Raw genomic sequence first — 19,582 nt, forward strand, 5'->3', positions numbered from 1 at the left:
CCTCCTATTCATATGCACGGATTAAGCTTTTTTAAATTCGTCAGTCATATCCCTTTTCACGAATTCAGATGGCACATCCTGCGTCTGGGTGAAGCTATGAAACAACAGCTCTGTCGTCTCCGCGTTAAAAGTCTCCACGACTTCTCCGCCCGGCTTCGAAATTTGTCCGATCGCGTAATGCCGGAATCCATCCGGATGAGGAACCCGAATTTCCACGATCATTTCCTCATAAGATCCGGCACATTGAATATACAGATTGTCGCTAACGGTAAGTCCGCAGTATGTACGATTCAGGTCATCCATCCGATCTAAAATCTGTCTGATTCGTTCGCGGGAAGCGTCCTGCTCGGTAACATTCCCGCGGTTTTCCTCATATCTGAATTCCATGAAATCACTTCTCTCCTTCCTTTGACCAAAGATTTGGAATCAACAAAACCGCAGGCTTAAGGCTCTGCGGTTTTGTGTTGGTTCTATTTTACATCTTGCGGCGAAGAGGAACAAGCATCACCGAGCTTGGACGCGTTTTTCCCAATCCGACTCCAGAAATTCCGTGTTGATGGCAACGCCTGCCATCGATCCGGCCGCGACAGCCGCGGCTACCTGGTACTTCTGCGAAGCTCCGTCACCCGCACCGAACACGCCGGGCAGATCGGAGCGTCCCAATTCGTCCACGATCATCGTACCGAACTCGTTTACGGCACAACCGAGTTTTACGGGAAGATCAGAGCCGGGAGCAAGCTTCGGAGCAAAGAAAATGGCGGTACGCGGAATCTCGCGGCCGTCTTCCAGTATAATCGCGACCGTCTCTCCTGCTTCGGAAGATATCTCGCGAATCGGAGCCTCATAAACGGGAATTCCTCTGCGCCGAAACTCCGTCATTTCTTCTTCGGGACGAGGCGTTCCGTCGGTGAAAACGGCCACATCATTCGACCATCCGGAGATCGTGCGCGTCAGGTGCATCGTATGATCTCCGGCAATAACGGCGATCGGTCGATCCCGCATCTCCCAACCGTCGCAATACGGGCAGACATAAGCGCTTTTTCCGTAGACGTGTTCCAGCCCTTTCAAATTCATCGGAAGATCTTTCATGCCCGTCGCGAATAGCAGCTTACGGCCGGTATGCGTTTCCCCTTCGCTTGTCGTCACTCGGAACGCGCCGTCGCTTCCTTCGATGCTTGCTGCGGCTGTCTGAACAAAACGCACGCTCGGATATGCCGCAATCTGTTCGCGTGCGACTTTGCGCAGCTCGGACGGAGATACGCCGTCACGAGTCAAAAAACCATGAGATTCGCGAGTGACCCGATGGCGAGGCAGTGCTTCGTCGATAACAAGCACGCTGCGGCGGGCTCTTCCCAAAACCAGTGCGGCACTCATCCCTGCCGGGCCTCCTCCGATGATAATCACGTCTGCCGAGTTTGAAGATGGATTCAACATATCGATCTCTCCTTTTGTAACTATTATAGATTCTTTATATCTCTTATTATCCCAAAAGAAAAGCGGTCTATGTTATGAATAGGTAAACAGGATACCGAAGACCGCTTGATTTCAATTAAAGATGATATGTATCTATAATATTCGTAATCGTTTCGATTTGTCAATTCTTTTGTCCGATTTTTGATTCGAGGATTTTAACGGCCTAGGTTTGAGCATATTTTTCTGCAGCATGAAGCGGCGTTTCGCCTTTCGAATTCGGCAGGTTCGGGTTTACTCCTGCTTCGATCAAAGCTTCAATTGCGGCTGTTTTCCCGAATTGGGCGGCGTAATGAAGCGGGGTACGGCCGTGCTTTTCCTCTATTGACGGATCTGCGCCGTGTCCGATCAACGCAGCGACGGCAACATCGTTGTCCGCGTATGCCGCCATATGCAGCGGGGTAAGTCCTGCTGCTTTGCTATTGAGTTGATTCACTTCGGCTCCCCCGCGTACGACTGAAGCGATCAATGAAACATCTCGGCAGTTGACAACCAAAAACAATCCGCCTTTACGCAAGGAAGCCTCGTTCGCTTGAGGGTCGATTCGCGCCAGGTAATCAACGATTTCCAAAGCTCCGGTCGTATAGGCTTGCTCGAGCGGCGTATGTCGGTTATGCGTCTTGGCCGTGTCGGCTCCCGCTTCAACCAACAAGCGAACCAACTCGAGATTTCGATGCGCGCAAGCGATATGCAGAGGCGTTCCGTAACCGCTCACTTTGCGATCCAACTCGCGCGAGGAAGCTTTGGGCAGACGTTCCAAGACCGCTTCTGTATCCTTTTTGATACAGGCATAAGCCAACGTGTTCTTGAAGGTTTCCGATTTCAATGCTTTTTCCAGCCGTTGTTTGGCCCAGTCTCCGTCCGGTTCGATCCGGTAAACCTCGTACGCCAGCCAATCGATCGCTTGTCCGGCATCCAACAGCGGGTTTAGGTCATTCCGGTATTCAAGGGTCGGCGCGGCGCCGGGAGGCGATACCAGCAGAAATCCGGTCCATTCCGTCGTTCGCTTTTGGTAAGCACGTCTGATGATTTTCATGGGATCGCCGGGTAAGTCAGGGTCTTCGCATCGATATTGACCAGGGTTTCCCGTATAGAGCTGGTAGGAGGAAACGATCGGATCGCAAAAAGCGATCAGCAGCACATGGGAGTGCGGAGAAGGTCGGTATTGATCCAATAATGTCTGTAGTTCGTTAAGGGCCGAATCCATTTTATGCATGACAATATTCCTCCGGGTCGATTTGTTGGTTGCGTTTTTTTCAGGGTTTGTTTTGCTGTTTTTCCGGTTTTTATGTTTTTATTATTGTGAATTTTTCATATAATGATTTTTTATTTTTTCGCTAAATCTCGATATGCTGATTGCGGACAGGTTCCCTTTTCGGTTGATCGATTGGAACTACTGTATCACACTCCGATCATTTACTGCCAAGCCGTCCGGCATGGCATAATAAACCTAGAAAAAGCACCCCCGTTAAGGAAGTGCTCTCGAATTTTTTTCGGTGTGCTAGGACGTGTCTGCAAACCTACTGACGTGTATCTTTTACTGCCTTTTCGCCCTCAACTACGTCACTTTCCCTTGACGTGCCCCGGCACGACTGCGGAAAAGTTCCTTGTCGATAACGAAAATTCAGCAAAATCTACGTTCGTCGAGGTTTGCAGACACGCCCTAGAGCTTATTTGGCGGAAAGAAGGCTGTCCGTAATAAATTTCAGCTGCCCTTCGAGCGAAATCGGATCGTTGTACGTATCCGATTTCGGGTCCAGTCGGAAAACGTTGCCCGCTTTGACGGCCGGAAGGTTTTTCCAAATGCTGTTTCCGTAAACGACTTCGGGATCGCTGTCGTCGCCTGACCACGGGCTGGTGAAAATGATATCCCCGGCATACTCCGGCAGCAGCTCCAGCGAGATCGAAGCGAAGCCCGTACCGCTGTCGATCGCTTCCGCTTGCGCTTTTTCCGGCGCTTTCAACCCGAATTCGCCATACAGAATTTCGCCTCCGCGACCGTAATTGTGCCCGAATACGTAGAGGCCTTTGTCGTACGGGTTCAGAATGGATACCGTGCGATCGCCTACGGCCGCTTCGACTTGGGGCTTCAATTCATTGATCTGCGACTCCCAATTTTCGATCCATGCTTTCGCTTGATCTTCGCGGTCCGTCAGCTTTCCCAGTTCCAGGAGCAAGTCTTTGTAAGTCCGTTTGCCGTACTCGAACTGCACGACCGGCGCGATCGCGGATAACTGATCGATTCCTTCCGTGCCTTTGTACGCGATAATCAGATCCGGCTTAAGTTCGAGAATCGGCTCGGCCGTCGGAAGATCGCCCAGATCGACGGTGCCTTGCGCAGCCAATTGTTCCTTGATGTATTTATTGTTGATCGCTCCCGACAACGCTCCTGCGACAGGAGCATCGAGCGCTACCAAATATCCGGTCGTAAAAGCAGTCAGATCAACGATGCGCTGCGGATTTCGGGGAACTTGAACGTCGCCCGCATCCGATGCGAAAGTCACCGTATCGCTTTCCGTCGCTGCCGTTTTCTCAGCCGCAGGTTCTGCCGGCGTCTCCTCCGCAGTCTTTTCAACCGCCGCCTGCTCTTTTGTCTCGGTCGTACTGCTTGTATCGGCCGCATTACTTGTCGGTTGCCCGCATGCGCTAAGCACCAGCATAAAAGCCATAACCAGCAGCAACAAAGCAGCATTATATCTTTTCAACAAAATAAACCCACCTTTTTTCATTTGATATTGATAATCGTTATCAAAATAGCACGCGATCTACGATTTGACAAGCAAATTCTTCAGATTCGGCCAAAAGGCAGGTTTGATAAAAAATTGCGTTACTCAATTTGAATAGATAAGGCATAGCTTGCATAATCTTCATTGCCCCAAACGGCCCAGACTTGCAGCGCATAATAACCGACTAAATCCGGCAGCGTCAAAGTCGTTCCGCGAACGATCACGGGTACGGGTGCAGCCCCCGGGTCTTCCATGCTCATCAAGTTCGCCGTGATCTGAAAAGGCTCTTCCCCGTCAAAATCGAGCCGGATTCCGTTTTTAGCTTGAAAAATTTCTACTTCGTCATCACGAACTTGCTCCGTCGGATGCCCGGAATCGGAGTCCGTATCCTCCCAAGAATAGGTTCCGAGCGTCATCGGCATCCGTACCGTATTCAGGCGTTCTGCAGTCAAAGCCGGCGGCTTGCTCACTGCTCCGCAGCCCGACATTAGGGTAACGAACATCAGAAGGATCAGAATCATTGTTGTGCGGAAAAAACGGAGCTTGCAAGGAATTCTCATGTTCGTTTCTCCTTTCGGGCATGTAAATTAAAGATCGAATCCATTATACCTATATTTTTCCATATTGTAAAAGGATATAGCGGTCGGAAATCATAAAAAAACGACCTTCTGTTGGAGAAGATCGTCTCTTGGCATTCTACCGAATTCATTGTACGTTTTTCAAAACGTAAACTTACCTAGCTTCTTCCTTTTCGATACTGCCCGATTCGCGACTCCGGCGCATTCTGCGTTCCGCCGTGCTTTCTTCGACTCCGCGTAAACCGTCCCTTGCGAAAATCAGCTCCAGCTCCAACAGCCGATCGGACAAACGAACCGGGATCGTTTCGCGCAATTGCGGCCATGGAAGAAGCTGCTCGGACAACAAACGATATTCCGTGTATTCCAACGCGGGCTTGAACGCAAACGAACGCAAATAACGTTTTACGCGCGCATGAACTTCTTCGGCGTCGCCGCCCGCCGGCAGCGAACAAGCGATCTCTCCGCCCGCATACAGCCCGTCAGCGCCCGCTCGTTGTCCCGTACCCAGATACAAGTCAGGCAGCAGCTCGAACACTTCAGGCATCGGAGACAAAGCATGCTTGCCCGGCTGGGCGAACAAGCGAACATGGGAGCCGTCGCTCAAGTTGCTCCGATTTTTAAGCAGCCCTTTCAAAATGCGGCCGTGAAACGTGACTTCGCAATCCAGCACTTCGCCGTTGGGACCCACATAGATCCAGACCTGTTCCAATTGATAAATATGTCCGATCTCGTAATCCCACCAAATCGCGTATTCCAAAACAAATTCGGTCCGGTGATCGGCTTCTTCGAACGACCGCGGAAACGACGGTGATTCTTCCTCGACTCCCAAGCATGAAAATCCGACCAGATTGGGCAGGAAAGGCTCGCGCAGATCGAACATCAAATAAGGCGCATAGCGCTCGCACAACTTGCGCTCCTCGCCTTCGGCATTTTTTGCCGTTTGCTCTTCCCATCCGTTCGGCGCCGACTCGCTCATTTTCTCAACTCCTTAACATTTCTCTGCATCCGCACTGCAAATAGTTGCCGGAATGCGGATTCATTTTTCCCGTATCTTTATTTTGCGGGAAAAATGTTCGGTGAATGTTAAGCCGGATAGGAAGAAGCGTTAAGTTTGTCTGGAATATAACGTCGCGCCGCCGGAGCCGAGAATCGCGATGGAACGACCCGACGGCGAAAATCCGCAGATTAACGGTCCGTCTAAGCGTCTTGTATCCAGCAGAACTGCCTGGCGCAGATACGAATAACCCGGGGCAAATGCCTGTTCCAAAATCACGGAAGCCCGCGGCCACCACGGATAGATGACTTCCAAACGCCAACCGTCCTCCGTAACCCGGATGCCGCCTCCGGCTTCGAATCCGAATAAGCAAATATCCGAACCGCCGCGCGGAGGGGAGAAAACAAGATCATTCGACGACAACGACTTTTCCGTAAGCCTCGAATCCCGTTCTCTCGCTACCTGCTCGCCCGTATCGGGGACGGTAAGCGAATAACCCGAACTGCCGATCATCAGAAACTGTTCTTGCTCATCCCAACCGCATGCATAAGCGCCGGCAGCCGGAACGATGATCGCTTCTCCCCAAGGTTCCGGCATCGGTCCGAGCCGAAGCGCTTTGGCCGCTCGCGCCAGATCAAGCTCGAACGATGTCCGAATCTCGTCTTCTTCCGGATTCATTCTTTTACCTCCTGTGCATAAGCTTCCAAGCCGTAAACCAATGATTCTTCATGGCCTTCTTCGGCACCGTACAGCGCTTCGCGCAGCAGGAGTATTTTGGCGTACAGGCGAACCCGCTCAGCCAAATTTGCATCCCCTCCGTACGCAGCCAAGCATTTTTCGAAAAACAACGGTCCGTATCCGCTCAGAATGCCTGCAAAATCGGCCGCCGGATCGCCCATTCTTGCCGATCCGAAGCCGATCACGCCTGTCACCCGTTCGTCCGCGGCATCCCAGAGCAGATGTGCCGGACCGAACGCTCCATGGATCAACACCTTTTTCGATTCCTTTTCCGCTGCTATCCAAGCTTTCAGATCGACTTCCGCCCGTGCCTGCAATTCCTTGCCCATAACGGGAAACAACCGTCTGCGCATCACGTCTCTCAGCTGCTCGCCCGACAAATGTTCAATCTCTTCACTGTCGTCGGGCTCGGGCGGTTTCGCTTCCCATTGTACGGCATGCAGCCTTTTAAGAAATTCGCCGATCGTCGCCGCTGCACGTTCTTCCTCTTCCGTTCCTGTTAATCCCTTCAACGATTCCGGCCACAACGGCTCTCCGTCGATCCGCTCGTAGCCGATAAAAGCCAGCACCGGTTCCAACCGTTCCAGCGATTCGCAGACCGGTACGGGCACCGGAAGATTGGCAGCTCGCGATATCGTCGGAAGCAGCGTTTGGGCTTCGTACGCCAGGTGCTTCGCTCCCCATTCATTTCGCGCGAACCGAAACACAAATCTATAGTTGATGCCGAAGACCGCGTAATGCTGCGCGGCTCTCTCCGTCTGGATATCCTCAATCGCCATCTCCGGATAAACCTGCTGAAGGCGTTGGGCAAATGGGTTGCTCATGATGAATCCTTCCCTTCGTTTCTCTGGTACTAACTTAACACAGGTGCAACATTCGCGAAATTAAAAGAAACGCGGACATCAAAAACGAACATCGCCTAAGCGATGTCCGTTTTTGGTTACATCCTGATAGATTTCGGCTGAACTCATCCTTCATCATCCGGATCATTAGGAGAAATCCAGCTCATTTCGGCAAATTCCATGATCTTTTGGAAACGATCGACCGATTCCGATATCTTCGTTTCGTCGACGAATGTTTCGGGAATGCCGGATTTGCAAAGCCCTATTCGAGTTTTTCCAAAGCCCGGAAAAGCAATTCGTAATACGTTTCGGTATTATCCGTATAATCGCTCAACGAAACCTCGTGCTGCTCGTGCAGAGGACGCTGATGCTCATCGTAGGTGATCCCGTTGATCGCAATGCGTTCTGTTTTACCTTGTACCAACTCCCGAAAATCCTCGGCTCCCACCCAAAACACGCCGGAGACCTCGCTCTGCTGCACCCGGTAATCTTCCAGGCGCTGATCGCAACGGTACAGGTGAACGTGAGTAAACTCCCGGTCCATATAGTGCTCGGAAATGCGGTATTCCTCCTGATGCATGCCGCAGTAGATCAGATCTTCATAGCGCGCAGACAGGCCCAGTTCCTCTTCCAACTCGCGCAGTCCGTCTTCGGGTGTCTCGCCTGCAAGCAGATGGCCCGCACTGGAGGTATCGAGCTTATCGGGAAACGTTTCTTTGCTCGGATGACGGAGTTGAAAAAGCAGCTTCCATCCCTCTTTCCGCGAACCCGAAACTACCCAACAATGGAACACCTGATGCCACAAGCCCTCCCGATGAACCTCTCCGCGAGTCGCTGTTCCGATCCAATCCTTCTTTTCGTTGAATACATCCAATACTTCGGTGACGGCCATCGTTACTGCACCGCTCCTTTCGCTAACTATGATCTACGACGCGCAGTGATCCTGACCTTGCATAACGAGACCTTTTCCGCGCTCGTCGACCCGCAAATCCAATGTGACTTCGGAGTCTACGAAGCTGATCGCATGCGGCTCGTATACCACTTCAAGACCGTTCACGACGCAGCGGCGATCATTGGTCTCGGCCTCTCCGAGCTTCACCATGAATCCGGTTCCGCAGCAGCTGCAGCTTTTACCGTTCGACAAGACGCGCAGCGACGAGATCCCGGTCTTTTGCATTTGTTCTTCGATAAAGACTTTGGCTTCGCTAGTGATCACCATGTTTGCTTGCCTCCTGCGCTTAGGCGTCTATTCCTCTTCTTCCAGATCCTTCGGATTCACGATCGCCAGCAGTACATGATCCTGCCAACGTCCGTTGATGTTCACGTTGCGGCGGCACAATCCTTCGCGTTCGAAGCCCGCTTTCTCCATCACGCGCAGCGATCCCCGGTTATGCGGCATCACGCCTGCTTCGATACGATGCAGCGCCAGCACTTCGAACGCATGGCGCACGACGAATCGCACGGCTTCGGTCATATAGCCTTTGCCGTTGTAATCGCCGTCCATCGAATAACCGATCATCGCGCTTTGCAGACTGCCCCGCTTGACGTCCATCAAATCCACGCCGCCGATCAGCAGCCCGGATTCCCGTTCTCGCACCATAAACGTGTAGCGCTTATCGGCAGCCGCGGCTTCGATCGATCTGCGCACGCGGGCGACCTGCTCTTCATGCGTATAAAAAGACTCGTCGCGCGTCGCCGTAAACTGACGGAAAAATGTTTGGTTTTTCAACTCGTGCTCAAGCAGGTCGCCGACGTCGCTTTCTTGCACCAACTCGACGCGCAGCCGCTCGGTTCCGTCGTGATACAAGCCTAACGCGGATTGCCCGTCCGTCCACTCCGGTCGAGCCGATAACGGTTGATCTTGACTTTCCTGTTCGTGCAGCGGCCGGTTCGTATCCATCTCTTGGTGAGCCTCCATCCATGTCTCGCCTGTTCTCGCTATCCGTTGAAGGGAGCTTGCATGTTCCAAAAACCAGCGATACAACCCTTCGTTGGCATAGACTTTTTTCCAGCAATCGTGACCCATTCCCGGATAAAGCGTCAACTCCACTTCCGCGCCGACTTTCCGCATCGCTTCGGCAATCTTTTGCGATTCCGAAGGGCGGATAACCTGATCGTCCATTCCGTGAAAAATCCAGGTCGGCATGTCTTTGAGTTTGCGCGCATGGGCCGGGTCGCCTCCGCCGGATACCGGAGCAATCGCGGCAAAGCGCTCCGGATGGTGATCCGCCAACTGCCAGACGCCGTATGCGCCCATGCTGAAGCCCGTCAGGTACACGCGGTCGGAATCGATATGCCAATGCTCCTCCAGCTCGTCGAGAATGGCCAGTACCTCGTCCTCGCGCGTGTTCCAAAAGGCTCCCAGCGGACACTGCGGAGCCGCGACGATAAAAGGAAAGTCCCGTTCTTGTTCCATGCGTGCCGGGAGGCCTTCTTTGCGTATCGCATCCGGCTGCGTTCCGCTTCCTCCGGCTCCGTGCAGATACAGGATCAACGGCCATTTCTTTGAATCGTTTTCGTCGTAGGTCAAAGGAACGTACAGCAAATACTTCATGCGAATGCTTTTGAGAATTTGTTTGTCGATCCGAAGCTCCCGTCCATTCACCGTTCCAGCCTCCTTTTACGCGCATCGTTCATCTGTTCATTCTATTTTGTCTATCGGATTGCGCCCAACACGTCCAGCAGCATCTGCTTGAAGCGCGGACGGTCGATGCCTTCGCATACGCGCACGTTCGGCTGACGGCCGAGACGGCCGTTGATATCGACCACGCTGTAACCGCGCGTCCACTCGCCTTTGGTTTCCACGTCGACGAAGTACTTATTGCTTTTGGTCATCACCGATTCGTCAGCAGCGACCGCCATCAACAGCGTGTCCGGATGCGTCGTGCCGCTAAGACGGTGTACCTTTTTATTAAACTGCATGACGACTTTGTTGACCGCGATAAAAAATTCCGCGCCCGAAGTTCCGAGCGCCGAGATTTGCGCATGGTCCTCGTCGTCCATCAAAGAGAAGTCCGTGCACATTTCCCAGCCTACCATCGTGGTCGGAATGCCCGAATTAAGCACCAGGCTGGCCGCTTCCGGATCGGTATAGAAGTTATATTCCGCCGCCGGCGTGATATTGCCGAGCGCATTGTTCGTGCCGCCCATTACATACAAATGCGCGATTTCCGGCACGATGGTCGGGTCTTTTTGGATCGCCATGGCGATATTCGTCAGCGGCGCGATCGCGAGCAAAGTCACCTCTCCCGGATATTTGTGCACCGTATCGATCAGAAAATCAACCGCATGTCCTTCCGAAGGGCGCTGCTCGGCCAACGGGAAATTGGCTCCGCCCATTCCGTCGCTGCCGTGCACGTCTTCGACGGTCAAATGGGAAGGCGAATTCCAAGGTGCCAGCAGAGGTCGCTCGCAGCCTTTGAACACCGGAATTTTACCGTCCGCTCCGCCTTTGCCGGCAACTTGAATCGTGTACAACGCGTTTTCGACCTCTTGGTCGAACTGCACGTTGCCTCCGGTCATCATGATGCCCAATACGTCGAAATGATGCAGCGCCGTCAGGATGGCGATCGTGTCGTCTCCCGCTGTATCCGTGTCGATAATCACTTTGCGCCGCTCTTTCGCGGCAGAGTTCCCTTGATTGCTTGTCATGCGTTCCTCAGCCCTTCTTTGTCTATGATCTGGTAGCTTGTCAACTCTTAATCAAAGGATTACGTTTGTCTGAAACACACACGCTTTAAGCGTGTTTCAGACGGGCGTAACCTTATCTTTAATGTTGACAAGGTGCGGTCATCCCTGCGGTGACGGTGCAGCCGGCTTCTGCCTGCCGTCTACCTTTTAAGCATACGTCGGCGCGGACGGAGGTTCAATCTTTTTCCCCGGCATTCGCGCTTTTGACCCATAATCGGGACAGGTTCGGAAAACCGAGCGCGTCCATGCGCAATCCGTACAGATTCCGGTTGAAGTAACCGCGATGATTGATATGCGTCCCGTACAGCAGCCAGTTTTCTTGTTCCAGCAAAAACTGCGCCTGTTCGAACACTTCGGCGCGTCCTTCTTTTTCTTTGCCCATGAATCCGTCGAACAATGCGTGCAGCGTAGCGAGCCGCTCGTCGTCGAGCTTGCGGTTGATATACGTGCCTTCGTTCAGAAAAAAGTTCAACAATTCCAGCTCCCAATCGTCCTCCAGCATTTCCGCAGCCAGGGCGAGTTCGCCGGGATCCGCCTCCGTCCGGCCCAGCGAAATCTCCTGCGGGCACAGTTCCAGCTCAAGACCGATGCCGCTTGCCCGCTTTTTTAGCCACTCCGCTTCCGATCTTTCCTGCTTGCGGTCCATGAACACGATTTGCAGCTTTTGACCTGCGTACCCGCTGCGGCGCAAACATGCTGCCGCTTCTTCGAGAGAACCCGGCGGAATCACGGAGCTTTTGCTGCGCGAGGGCAAAAATCCGGCGGCCGGCTCGAGCAGGTTCCCGCCCAATTCCTTAATGATGGCCTGCCGATCATACAGCAGACGAATCGCGTGCCGGAACTCCGGATGATGATGGATGCCCGCCACGCGAAAATTGAAAATGAGATAGCGGCAGCCCATTCCGGGTTTGCTCAACTCTTTGCTGTCTTCCACGTCGTCTTGATCCGATAGATGATAAGTTCTGCTTTCCTGCTCGATTCCGGGCAAAAACCAGACATCGACCCGGTCGATCAGCGGACGGTATCCGAAATACCCGTCGAAAGCGTTCAACGTCAGCTTGCTCTTTTCCAACTTGCCGATCCGGAACGGTCCGCTGCCGATCGGCAGCCCTTCTTTTTCGTCGGCGGGCAGCACGGCCAGATACAAACAGCCGGCCAAATGAAGAAAAAAAGCATTGGGACGAGACAAGCGGAACGTGACGACGTAATCGCCGAAAGTCTCCGCGTCCTCCACGTCCCCGAACAGCTTGATTGCGGGCGAATTTTTGCGGCGCAGACGATGAAGCGTCGATTGAACGTCGCGCGACGTCAGCAGCCTCCCGTCATGAAAACGGACCCCTTTTCGCAAGTAAAAGGTCCAGCGCGTCCGATCGGGGCTGCTTTCCCAGCGGTGGGCCAGCTTAGGCAAAAAGCTTTCGGATGCCGTATCGTAATCGACGAGCGTATCAAACAATTGGCCCAACACGTACACTTCGAACACCGTGTAAGCGAAAGCCGGGTCCATGTTTTCCAAGCGTTGGCCCCGGATCATCTGCAGCACGTCCCGCGTCGACGACTCTTCGGGTTCGCTGCGAAGTCCCAGATACACGTTTACCCGCTTCCACAATTTTCGCTTCAGCGTTTCGTCGACCTGAGCGTCCGCGATCAGATCGAGCGCTTCGTTCATGCGGCCGCTTTCCAGCAGCGCGTCCACCTTCATCTCCAGCACCTCGCCGATCGGACGAAGAAAAGCCAGCGTGGACCCGTTGCCTCTTCCGCGTCCCGGCGTCCAGCGTATCCATCCTTTCTCCTCCAAGCGCCGCAGCACGAATTTGACGTTGCGCGGCGTGCAAAAAAGCAGCTCCGACAGCTTCCCGACCGTGACCGCAACGGTGCCGTCTTCGTTCTTTTGCTCCCTCAATCCCCGATAAATCTGTAAATAATGCAGCATTCCGCTGTCCATGAGCCCCGCTCCTTTCCTCGGACGACGTTATGATCTTATTCCAGCATATAAAAGGTGAAAAAAGCAAATCTTTTCTTACCCTTTTTCTTCTCCTTTTCGCCCGGTACAATGACGACAGTTCATCATAAGGAGTAAGGAGAGTAAGGCCCATGATTCCAAAAGCGCTAAAAAGTATTCACCCCCTGGCTTGGACGATCATTATCGGCACGATGTTCGGACGCGTCGTAACCTCGATGAGCATTCCTTTCCTGGCCATCTACTTGACCGGAACGATGGGCGTATCGGCTACCCAGACCGGATTCATCGTCGCGGCAAGTTCGCTCGCGGGCGTCTCGATCAGCTTTTACGGCGGGTATATCTCGGACCGGATCGGCCGAAAAAAAGTAATGCTCGTCTCCGTTTTCTGTTGGGCGGCCGTCTTCTTCGGGTTTGCGGCGTCGACGGAAGTCTGGATGTTCTTCGTCGTCAACGTGCTGAACGGCTTATGCCGCTCCGTGTTCGAACCGGCTTCGCGAGCGCTGTTGTCCGATACGACGGCACCCGAACATAAGCTGCTGGTGTTCAACCTGCGTTACGCGGCCATCAATATCGGCGTCGTGTTCGGACCTATTCTCGGCCTTCAGCTCGGCTCGGCCGAATCCACCTTCCCTTTTCTCGTGGCAGGGGTCGTGTACGTGGCATACGGCTTCGTGCTGGTGGTTCAATTCGCCGCTCATCGCAGCGCACTGCCGATTCCGAGCGAAGCCGAACCTCCGCGCATAAGCGAAGCATTATCCGTCGCAAGCCGGGATCGCATTTTTCTGCCGGTACTGATCGGAACGACGTTCTGCGTGCTCGGATACGGACACTTCAGCTCGACGCTCGCGCAGTATCTGTCGTTGGCTCCAGAGGTCAGCAACGGAAAAGAGCTGTTCTCGTACATGCTGGCGATGAACGCGGCGGTCGTGCTGCTGGTGCAGTATCCGATCGTGAAAACGGCCAGCCGCTTCCGTCCGGTCGTTCCGCTTATCTTGGGAAATGTATTCGTCGCGATTTCTTTGCTTATGTTCGGCATGGGGCACAGTCTTTTCTTATTGTTGGCGGGCGTGTTCGTGTTCACCGTCGGCGAAGTGCTGATGTTCACGATGATGGACATGCTGATCGACCGAATCGCCAAGCCCGAGTGGAAAGGCACGTATTTCGGAACGATCGGCTTCAACAATATAGGCAACGTGGTCGCGCCGATCGTCGGCGGTCTGCTGCTTGACCGGTTTGCGCTGCAAAGCGGGTTTGCCGTGTTCGCGCCTCTGGCGCTGCTGACGGCATGCGGTTTGCCTTTCCTTTGGGCGGCGCATAAGCGATTGACGTCCAAAGAAGCCGGAGCAGAGCGCAACGGCGATACCGCTGAGAAATTAGCCTGATTCGGCTCGCGACCTAAGCTTGTCGGACAAAACTGCATCTTGAAGCCATGCGAACGCCTTCGGGCGCCGCATGGCTTTTTATTCATGCTTTTGCCGTTATGACGTTTGGGTGCTTCTTCGGACGTTTACACTTTAGAGAGTAAGCAATATCGAACAAGCGCGGTTATGCACGATAACGAACCTTGATTTCGGGAGGGTTCCGGTGCATGCCCGGCTTGGAAGGAGGAACCTATGCCACCCATTCTTACCGCGCAAGAAATGTACATCCGCCAGTTGACCGAAGAAGCCCTGGGACTGCTTCGGCAAGAACGTACGACCGACTTCGAGCACTTTGCCCGGGATGTCCATCCTTACGACCTCGCACAGATTTACCACGAGCTTTTGCCCCATGATCAAAACCGATTCCTGCATCTGCTTCCGATCGAGCAGCTTGCGGACCTGACCGAATCGACCGGCAATGCGGAGCAGGTCAAGATTTTCGGCATTTTGGGACCGGAACGTTCGATCGACGTGATGCAGCAGATGGACGAAGGCGACTTGGCGCGATTCCTGCATGAACTGACGCCAGCCAAGCGCGAAGAGCTGCTATCGAGCATGCAGGTCAGCAGCGCGACTTCGCTGCGCAGGCTGCTGAGCTATCCGCCGGAAAGCGTCGGACGACTGATGTCGGAGCGCTTTATTGCGATTTCGGCAGAAGATACGCCGCGAGCAGCGACCGAACATATCCGCCGCGTCGCTTCGATCTCCGATACGATCAGTTACCTGTATGTGACCGATGAAGAAAAAAAGCTGGTCGGCGTCGTTTCGTATCACGATTTGTTTTTTGCCGACGAAACTGCTGCGATCAGCGATTTGATGAAAAAACGCGTCGTTACCGTTACCGTTACGATGGATCAGGAAGAAGCGGCCCGATTGATTCAGGACTATGATTTTCTGGCGCTGCCGGTAATCGATGAATCGCAGAAGCTGTGCGGCGTCATTACGGTGGACGATATTCTCGATATCGTCGTATCCGAAGCCGACGAAGACGTGGCCAAGATGGGCGGCGGCGGCAAAGACATCGACTTCGATACGAAGGCTTTCGTCGCGGTGCGGCGGCGTCTTCCGTGGTTGATCCTGCTGCTGTTTATCGGGTTGGTCTCGGGAAGCATCGTGGGCTATTTCGAGGATACGCTGCAGCAGATCGTCGCGCTTGCGTTCTTTATGCCGATGATCGCGGGGATGACCGGAAACACGGGCACGCAGTCGCTTGCGGTCGTGGTGCGCGGTCTTAACGGGCGCAAGCTGACGGCACCGACCGTATGGAAGCTGATCCGCCGCGAATTGGTTGTGGGCGTGTCGATCGGCATATGCTGCGGCATTATCATCACGTTGATCGCTTATTTCTGGCAAGGAAATTGGGTGCTGGGAGGAATTATCGGGATTTCGCTGCTGGCGACGCTGATTATCGGAACGTTGACCGGAACCTGCATTCCGCTGCTGCTCAGTCGGTTCAAAGTCGATCCGGCGGTCGCTTCGGGTCCGTTGATCACGACGTTGAACGATATTTTGTCGTTGTTTATTTATTTCGGGATCGCTTCGCGGTTTTTGGGGATGTTGGGGTGAGGCGGTTTTGAATTGGCCGAAAAGTTCCTGTTCGTTAAGGGAGCTTGAGGCGGCGCTGCGGGAGAAATTGCCAGCATAGGCTTCCGAAGTGCATTTCTTCGAAATGCTTCACAAGACGCTGTCTCGCCTAAGAATTTTAGAGTTGACCTTAGAGTCAGCTCTAAAATTCTTAGGCTCAAAGGCGTCGTTCACTGAATTTCTCCCTTGCTTGCGAAGCTGCTTAAGGAACAGGATATCGTCAAAACAAAGCCCTCTCGTTTGGTGAGAGGGCTTTGTTTTGATTAATTTTTAATTAACTGTATGATGGCAACTATAATGTGTAGAAGCGGATGAGCAGGAAAGAATAGAGAACATTTTAATACCTTGACCGCTTAAATCGAAGTCTGAACCGAAGTCGGTTCGGATGGCTGGGTGCCTGGGGTTGGAGATGGTGCGCGCAGCACGCGCATGGCGTTCAGTACGGCAATCAAAGTCACGCCGACGTCGGAGAATACGGCTTCCCACATGGTGGCGATGCCGAAAGCGCCGAGGATCAGGAAGACGGCTTTGACGCCTAGGGCGAAGACGATGTTTTGCCATACGATGCGGCGAGTACGTTTGGCGATGCCGATCGCGGTCACGATCTTCGACGGTTCGTCGGTCATGATGACGACGTCGGCGGCTTCGATCGCGGCGTCGGAGCCGAGGCCGCCCATCGCTACGCCGATATCGGCGCGTGCCAGTACGGGTGTATCATTGATGCCGTCACCGACAAACAGAATTTTTTCTTTGGCGCCTTTTTCCCGATCCAGTCTCTCGATCTGTTCGACTTTATGTTCGGGCAGCAGTTCGGCGTGGACTTCATCGATTCCGAGACTGCGTCCGACGGATTCGCCGACGCTTTTTGCATCGCCCGTTAGCATGACCGTCTTGCGAATGCCTAGATTTTTCAAACCGCGAACGGCTTCTGCCGAGTCCGACTTTACTTCGTCCGCGATCACGATTCGGCCCGCGTAACGTCCGTCAACCGCGACATGCACGATTGTGCCGGTATCCGAGGCTTCAGTGAAAGAAATACCTTCGGCGCGCATCAGCTTGGCGTTGCCGGCCAGTACGGTCGAGCCATTCCACCGCGCCCGGATGCCGTGTCCGGATACTTCTTCGTAATCGTTCACTTTGGACTCGTCCAGCTCGCCGCCAAAAGCTTCGCGGATCGAGTCGGCGATCGGATGGTTCGAATGCAATTCGGCATAAGCAGCGGCTTCAATCAGTCGTTCTTGCTCAAAACCTTCTCCAGGATGAATCGCGGTTACTTTGAAGCTGCCTTGCGTCAATGTGCCTGTCTTGTCGAACACGACAACTTTGACATTGTTCAAGGCTTCCAAATAGTTACCGCCTTTGACCAGCACGCCTTGTTTGGACGCTGCACCGATGCCCCCGAAGAAGCCGAGCGGGATCGAGACGACCAGAGCGCAAGGACAAGAGATCACCAGGAAGATCAAGGCACGATAGATCCAGTCGGCGAACAATGCACCAGGGATGAACAACGGCGGAATGACGGCCAGCAGCAACGCTGTAATGACCACGATCGGCGTGTAAGCACGTGCGAATTTGTTGATGAACGTCTCGGTCGGCGCTTTGCGTCCAGCCGCATTTTCAACCAGTTCCAAAATTTTGGCTACCGACGATTCGCCGAACGTACGCAGGACCTCTACGGTCAGCACGCCGTTTTTGTTGATGAATCCGCCCAGCACTTCGTCCCCGGCTTTCACGCCGCGAGGAACGGATTCGCCTGTGAGCGCCGACGTATCCACCAAGGAAGAACCTTCAACGATTCGTCCGTCCAAAGGTACTTTTTCGCCAGGACGAACCAGGATGCAGGCGCCGACAGCTACCGATTCCGGCTTGACTCTCTTCGTCTCCCCGTCGACCTTCAGGTTGGCATAATCCGGACGGATATTCAGCAGCGACGTAATCGATTTGCGCGAGCGGTTAACGGCCAGGCTTTGGAAGAACTCGCCTACTTGGTAGAACAGCATAACCGCTACGCCTTCCGGGTATTCCCCGATCGCAAAAGCACCGATGGTCGCCACCGACATCAGGAAATATTCATCGAAAACTTGGCCGCGGAAAATGTTTTTCACCGCTTGCAAGACGACATCGCCGCCGACGGTCAGATACGCCAACAAGAACAATGCCAGTTCGATTCCTCCGTTAACCGGAGCGAGCAATGCCGTTGCCATAAGCGCGGCACCCGCTCCAAGACGGATCAACAGTGTCTTTTGGCTTCCGCCGTGATCGTGCGAATGTCCGGCGTGTCCATGGTCATCATGATCGTGACCCGCGGGGTCATGAACTGCATGGGAATGCCCCTGTGCGCCATGCTCAGGATCGCGAGTATGCGCGTCCGATCCGCCGCCGTGCGCGTGACCGGAAGAAGCTGCAGGTATCGCGCTCGAGGAGGCGTGAGCAGTGCGTCCTTTAGCATCGACAGGCTGTCGGGTGCTTTTCAAAACAATCCGTACATGAGGCTCCAGCTTTTTGATCGTTCCCGCAGCTTTCGAAGACACTTCCGCCTCTTGCTCCGAATCGGTTTCAAAGGTCAGCGTTTTATTGACGAAGTTCAACGAACAGGCAGATACGCCTTGCATCTTCTGGACGCTGTTTTCGATCTTGAGCGCGCAGTTCGCACAATCCAATCCTTCAAGCACCCATTCGCGCTTGACCGTTCCCGCGGCGGTTCCCATAATAATCCCTCCCGGTTAGTGTCTTGTCTTCTCTTTAGGCGCATAGGCAAAATCCGCTTCCGTCGGAATTTGCCTGCACGCTCTATTCACGCTATTCAAAAACATTACGGATAATATATGAGCATATGTTCATGTGTTATTTTGATTATAGTCTCCTCCTTCTCCGAAGTCAAAACTTTCGCCGAAAAAAGCCTATTCGTAATCTCAACGATTTTTGCTATAATGAACACATGACGCATACGGGAAGGTGATGAAGCGTGACACAGGAAGCGCTACGCGAAGATTTGACGGACGAGTGCGGCCATGACGGCGCGGACAGCTCGGCCCCCCGAGACACGCTGGTTCAGATCAAGGAGAATTTCGTGGACGAATCCACCACTATAGATATGGCCGAAATGTTCAAAGCGCTAGGCGATCCGACCCGGGTAAGAATCATTTATGCACTGCTGCAAAAAGAACTTTGCGTGCATGACGTTTGCATCGTGCTCGATATGACGCAATCGGCCGTCTCGCACCAGCTTCGGTATCTCCGCAATACCCGCATCGTGAAAAGACGCAAAGTGGGCAAGACGGTGTTTTATTCGCTCGATGATCGGCATGTGGAGGAGATTTTTGCCCAGACATTGCAGCATTTGAAGCACGGGTGAGGGGGAGGTCCTGTTCGTGGGCAAAGCATGAGCGCTGAGGGAGAAATTCGTTCGAGACGCTGTCTCACGCAGAAAACCTTTGGTTTTCCGCGTTCAAAGGCGTCTTTCACTGAATTTCTCCCTCCGCTGCGAGCTTCACCAAGATCAAGACTTTGTTGGGGATTTAATAAATTAAGAAAAGGAAGCCCGAAATTTGGGCTTCCTCTTTTTTGGTGCAGGGAGAC

The 19,582-nt window shown here is 53.5% G+C and carries 17 protein-coding genes; 3 read left to right on the forward strand and 14 right to left on the reverse strand.

Going from position 1 to position 19,582, the window contains the following annotated elements; genetic code table 11:
- Positions 1-21 precede the first annotated feature (21 nt).
- The 13 genes from HRQ63_RS03150 to HRQ63_RS03210 all read right to left on the reverse strand — a co-directional run bounded on the left by HRQ63_RS03150 (position 22) and on the right by HRQ63_RS03210 (position 12,980).
- Positions 22-387 carry a hypothetical protein gene (locus HRQ63_RS03150; RefSeq protein ID WP_172238973.1) on the reverse strand — a complete coding sequence of 122 codons (366 nt, stop codon included), beginning with the start codon at positions 385-387 and terminating at the stop codon, positions 22-24.
- Positions 388-504: 117 nt separating this feature from the next.
- Complete coding sequence (locus HRQ63_RS03155) at positions 505-1,434, reverse strand: NAD(P)/FAD-dependent oxidoreductase (RefSeq protein ID WP_172238976.1); 930 nt, start codon at positions 1,432-1,434, stop codon at positions 505-507.
- Positions 1,435-1,636: 202 nt separating this feature from the next.
- On the reverse strand, positions 1,637-2,686 hold the full coding sequence (locus HRQ63_RS03160; RefSeq protein ID WP_172238979.1) for an ankyrin repeat domain-containing protein: 1,050 nt from the start codon (positions 2,684-2,686) through the stop codon (positions 1,637-1,639).
- 454 nt (positions 2,687-3,140) lie between these two features.
- Complete coding sequence (locus HRQ63_RS03165) at positions 3,141-4,175, reverse strand: ABC transporter substrate-binding protein (RefSeq protein ID WP_229714047.1); 1,035 nt, start codon at positions 4,173-4,175, stop codon at positions 3,141-3,143.
- A gap of 122 nt (positions 4,176-4,297) precedes the next feature.
- Entirely contained in the window at positions 4,298-4,756 is a 459-nt protein-coding gene (locus HRQ63_RS03170) for a hypothetical protein (protein WP_172238985.1), read from the reverse strand.
- Positions 4,757-4,928: 172 nt separating this feature from the next.
- Entirely contained in the window at positions 4,929-5,750 is an 822-nt protein-coding gene (locus HRQ63_RS03175; RefSeq protein ID WP_172238988.1) for a hypothetical protein, read from the reverse strand.
- Between the two features lie 129 nt (positions 5,751-5,879).
- On the reverse strand, positions 5,880-6,446 hold the full coding sequence (locus HRQ63_RS03180) for a hypothetical protein (RefSeq protein ID WP_172238991.1): 567 nt from the start codon (positions 6,444-6,446) through the stop codon (positions 5,880-5,882).
- Positions 6,443-7,330 carry a phosphotransferase family protein gene (locus HRQ63_RS03185; protein ID WP_172238994.1) on the reverse strand — a complete coding sequence of 296 codons (888 nt, stop codon included), beginning with the start codon at positions 7,328-7,330 and terminating at the stop codon, positions 6,443-6,445. The genes HRQ63_RS03180 and HRQ63_RS03185 overlap by 4 nt, the downstream gene beginning before the upstream one ends.
- A gap of 280 nt (positions 7,331-7,610) precedes the next feature.
- On the reverse strand, positions 7,611-8,240 hold the full coding sequence (locus HRQ63_RS03190) for an NUDIX hydrolase (RefSeq protein WP_172238997.1): 630 nt from the start codon (positions 8,238-8,240) through the stop codon (positions 7,611-7,613).
- 33 nt (positions 8,241-8,273) lie between these two features.
- On the reverse strand, positions 8,274-8,567 hold the full coding sequence (locus HRQ63_RS03195) for an adhesin (protein ID WP_172239000.1): 294 nt from the start codon (positions 8,565-8,567) through the stop codon (positions 8,274-8,276).
- Positions 8,568-8,594: 27 nt separating this feature from the next.
- Entirely contained in the window at positions 8,595-9,953 is a 1,359-nt protein-coding gene (locus HRQ63_RS03200; protein WP_172239003.1) for a GNAT family N-acetyltransferase, read from the reverse strand.
- Between the two features lie 50 nt (positions 9,954-10,003).
- Positions 10,004-10,999, reverse strand: a complete 996-nt coding sequence (locus HRQ63_RS03205; RefSeq protein ID WP_172239006.1) for a nucleoside hydrolase — start codon at positions 10,997-10,999, stop codon at positions 10,004-10,006.
- Positions 11,000-11,213: 214 nt separating this feature from the next.
- The gene (locus tag HRQ63_RS03210; protein ID WP_172239009.1) at positions 11,214-12,980 is read right to left on the reverse strand and encodes an ABC transporter substrate-binding protein; all 1,767 of its coding nucleotides are present in this window, start codon (positions 12,978-12,980) and stop codon (positions 11,214-11,216) included.
- A 149-nt stretch (positions 12,981-13,129) separates the two neighbouring features.
- Between HRQ63_RS03210 and HRQ63_RS03215 the strand changes: the two genes are divergently transcribed.
- Both HRQ63_RS03215 and mgtE read left to right on the forward strand, forming a co-directional pair.
- Entirely contained in the window at positions 13,130-14,380 is a 1,251-nt protein-coding gene (locus tag HRQ63_RS03215) for an MDR family MFS transporter (protein WP_216673821.1), read from the forward strand.
- A 231-nt stretch (positions 14,381-14,611) separates the two neighbouring features.
- Complete coding sequence (gene mgtE / locus HRQ63_RS03220) at positions 14,612-15,985, forward strand: magnesium transporter (protein WP_172239012.1); 1,374 nt, start codon at positions 14,612-14,614, stop codon at positions 15,983-15,985.
- 371 nt (positions 15,986-16,356) lie between these two features.
- Here the strand turns inward: mgtE and HRQ63_RS03225 are convergent, their stop codons facing one another.
- Entirely contained in the window at positions 16,357-18,711 is a 2,355-nt protein-coding gene (locus tag HRQ63_RS03225) for a heavy metal translocating P-type ATPase (protein WP_172239014.1), read from the reverse strand.
- 338 nt (positions 18,712-19,049) lie between these two features.
- Between HRQ63_RS03225 and HRQ63_RS03230 the strand changes: the two genes are divergently transcribed.
- Positions 19,050-19,358, forward strand: a complete 309-nt coding sequence (locus tag HRQ63_RS03230; RefSeq protein ID WP_051507534.1) for an ArsR/SmtB family transcription factor — start codon at positions 19,050-19,052, stop codon at positions 19,356-19,358.
- The last annotated feature ends 224 nt before the right edge of the window (positions 19,359-19,582 follow it).

This window comes from Saccharibacillus endophyticus (genome assembly GCF_013185185.1).
Classification (GTDB): domain Bacteria; phylum Bacillota; class Bacilli; order Paenibacillales; family Paenibacillaceae; genus Saccharibacillus; species Saccharibacillus endophyticus.

Excerpts from the sequence above, each read along its gene's own strand:
- HRQ63_RS03150 (WP_172238973.1), bottom strand. The coding sequence starts at position 387 with ATGGAATTCAGATATGAGGAAAACCGCGGGAATGTTACCGAGCAGGAC.
- HRQ63_RS03155 (WP_172238976.1), bottom strand. The coding sequence starts at position 1,434 with ATGTTGAATCCATCTTCAAACTCGGCAGACGTGATTATCATCGGAGGA.
- HRQ63_RS03160 (WP_172238979.1), bottom strand. The coding sequence starts at position 2,686 with ATGCATAAAATGGATTCGGCCCTTAACGAACTACAGACATTATTGGAT.
- HRQ63_RS03170 (WP_172238985.1), bottom strand. The coding sequence starts at position 4,756 with ATGAGAATTCCTTGCAAGCTCCGTTTTTTCCGCACAACAATGATTCTG.
- HRQ63_RS03175 (WP_172238988.1), bottom strand. The coding sequence starts at position 5,750 with ATGAGCGAGTCGGCGCCGAACGGATGGGAAGAGCAAACGGCAAAAAAT.
- HRQ63_RS03180 (WP_172238991.1), bottom strand. The coding sequence starts at position 6,446 with ATGAATCCGGAAGAAGACGAGATTCGGACATCGTTCGAGCTTGATCTG.
- HRQ63_RS03185 (WP_172238994.1), bottom strand. The coding sequence starts at position 7,330 with ATGAGCAACCCATTTGCCCAACGCCTTCAGCAGGTTTATCCGGAGATG.
- HRQ63_RS03190 (WP_172238997.1), bottom strand. The coding sequence starts at position 8,240 with ATGGCCGTCACCGAAGTATTGGATGTATTCAACGAAAAGAAGGATTGG.
- HRQ63_RS03195 (WP_172239000.1), bottom strand. The coding sequence starts at position 8,567 with ATGGTGATCACTAGCGAAGCCAAAGTCTTTATCGAAGAACAAATGCAA.
- HRQ63_RS03205 (WP_172239006.1), bottom strand. The coding sequence starts at position 10,999 with ATGACAAGCAATCAAGGGAACTCTGCCGCGAAAGAGCGGCGCAAAGTG.
- HRQ63_RS03210 (WP_172239009.1), bottom strand. The coding sequence starts at position 12,980 with ATGGACAGCGGAATGCTGCATTATTTACAGATTTATCGGGGATTGAGG.
- HRQ63_RS03215 (WP_216673821.1), top strand. The coding sequence starts at position 13,130 with ATGATTCCAAAAGCGCTAAAAAGTATTCACCCCCTGGCTTGGACGATC.
- mgtE (WP_172239012.1), top strand. The coding sequence starts at position 14,612 with ATGCCACCCATTCTTACCGCGCAAGAAATGTACATCCGCCAGTTGACC.
- HRQ63_RS03225 (WP_172239014.1), bottom strand. The coding sequence starts at position 18,711 with ATGGGAACCGCCGCGGGAACGGTCAAGCGCGAATGGGTGCTTGAAGGA.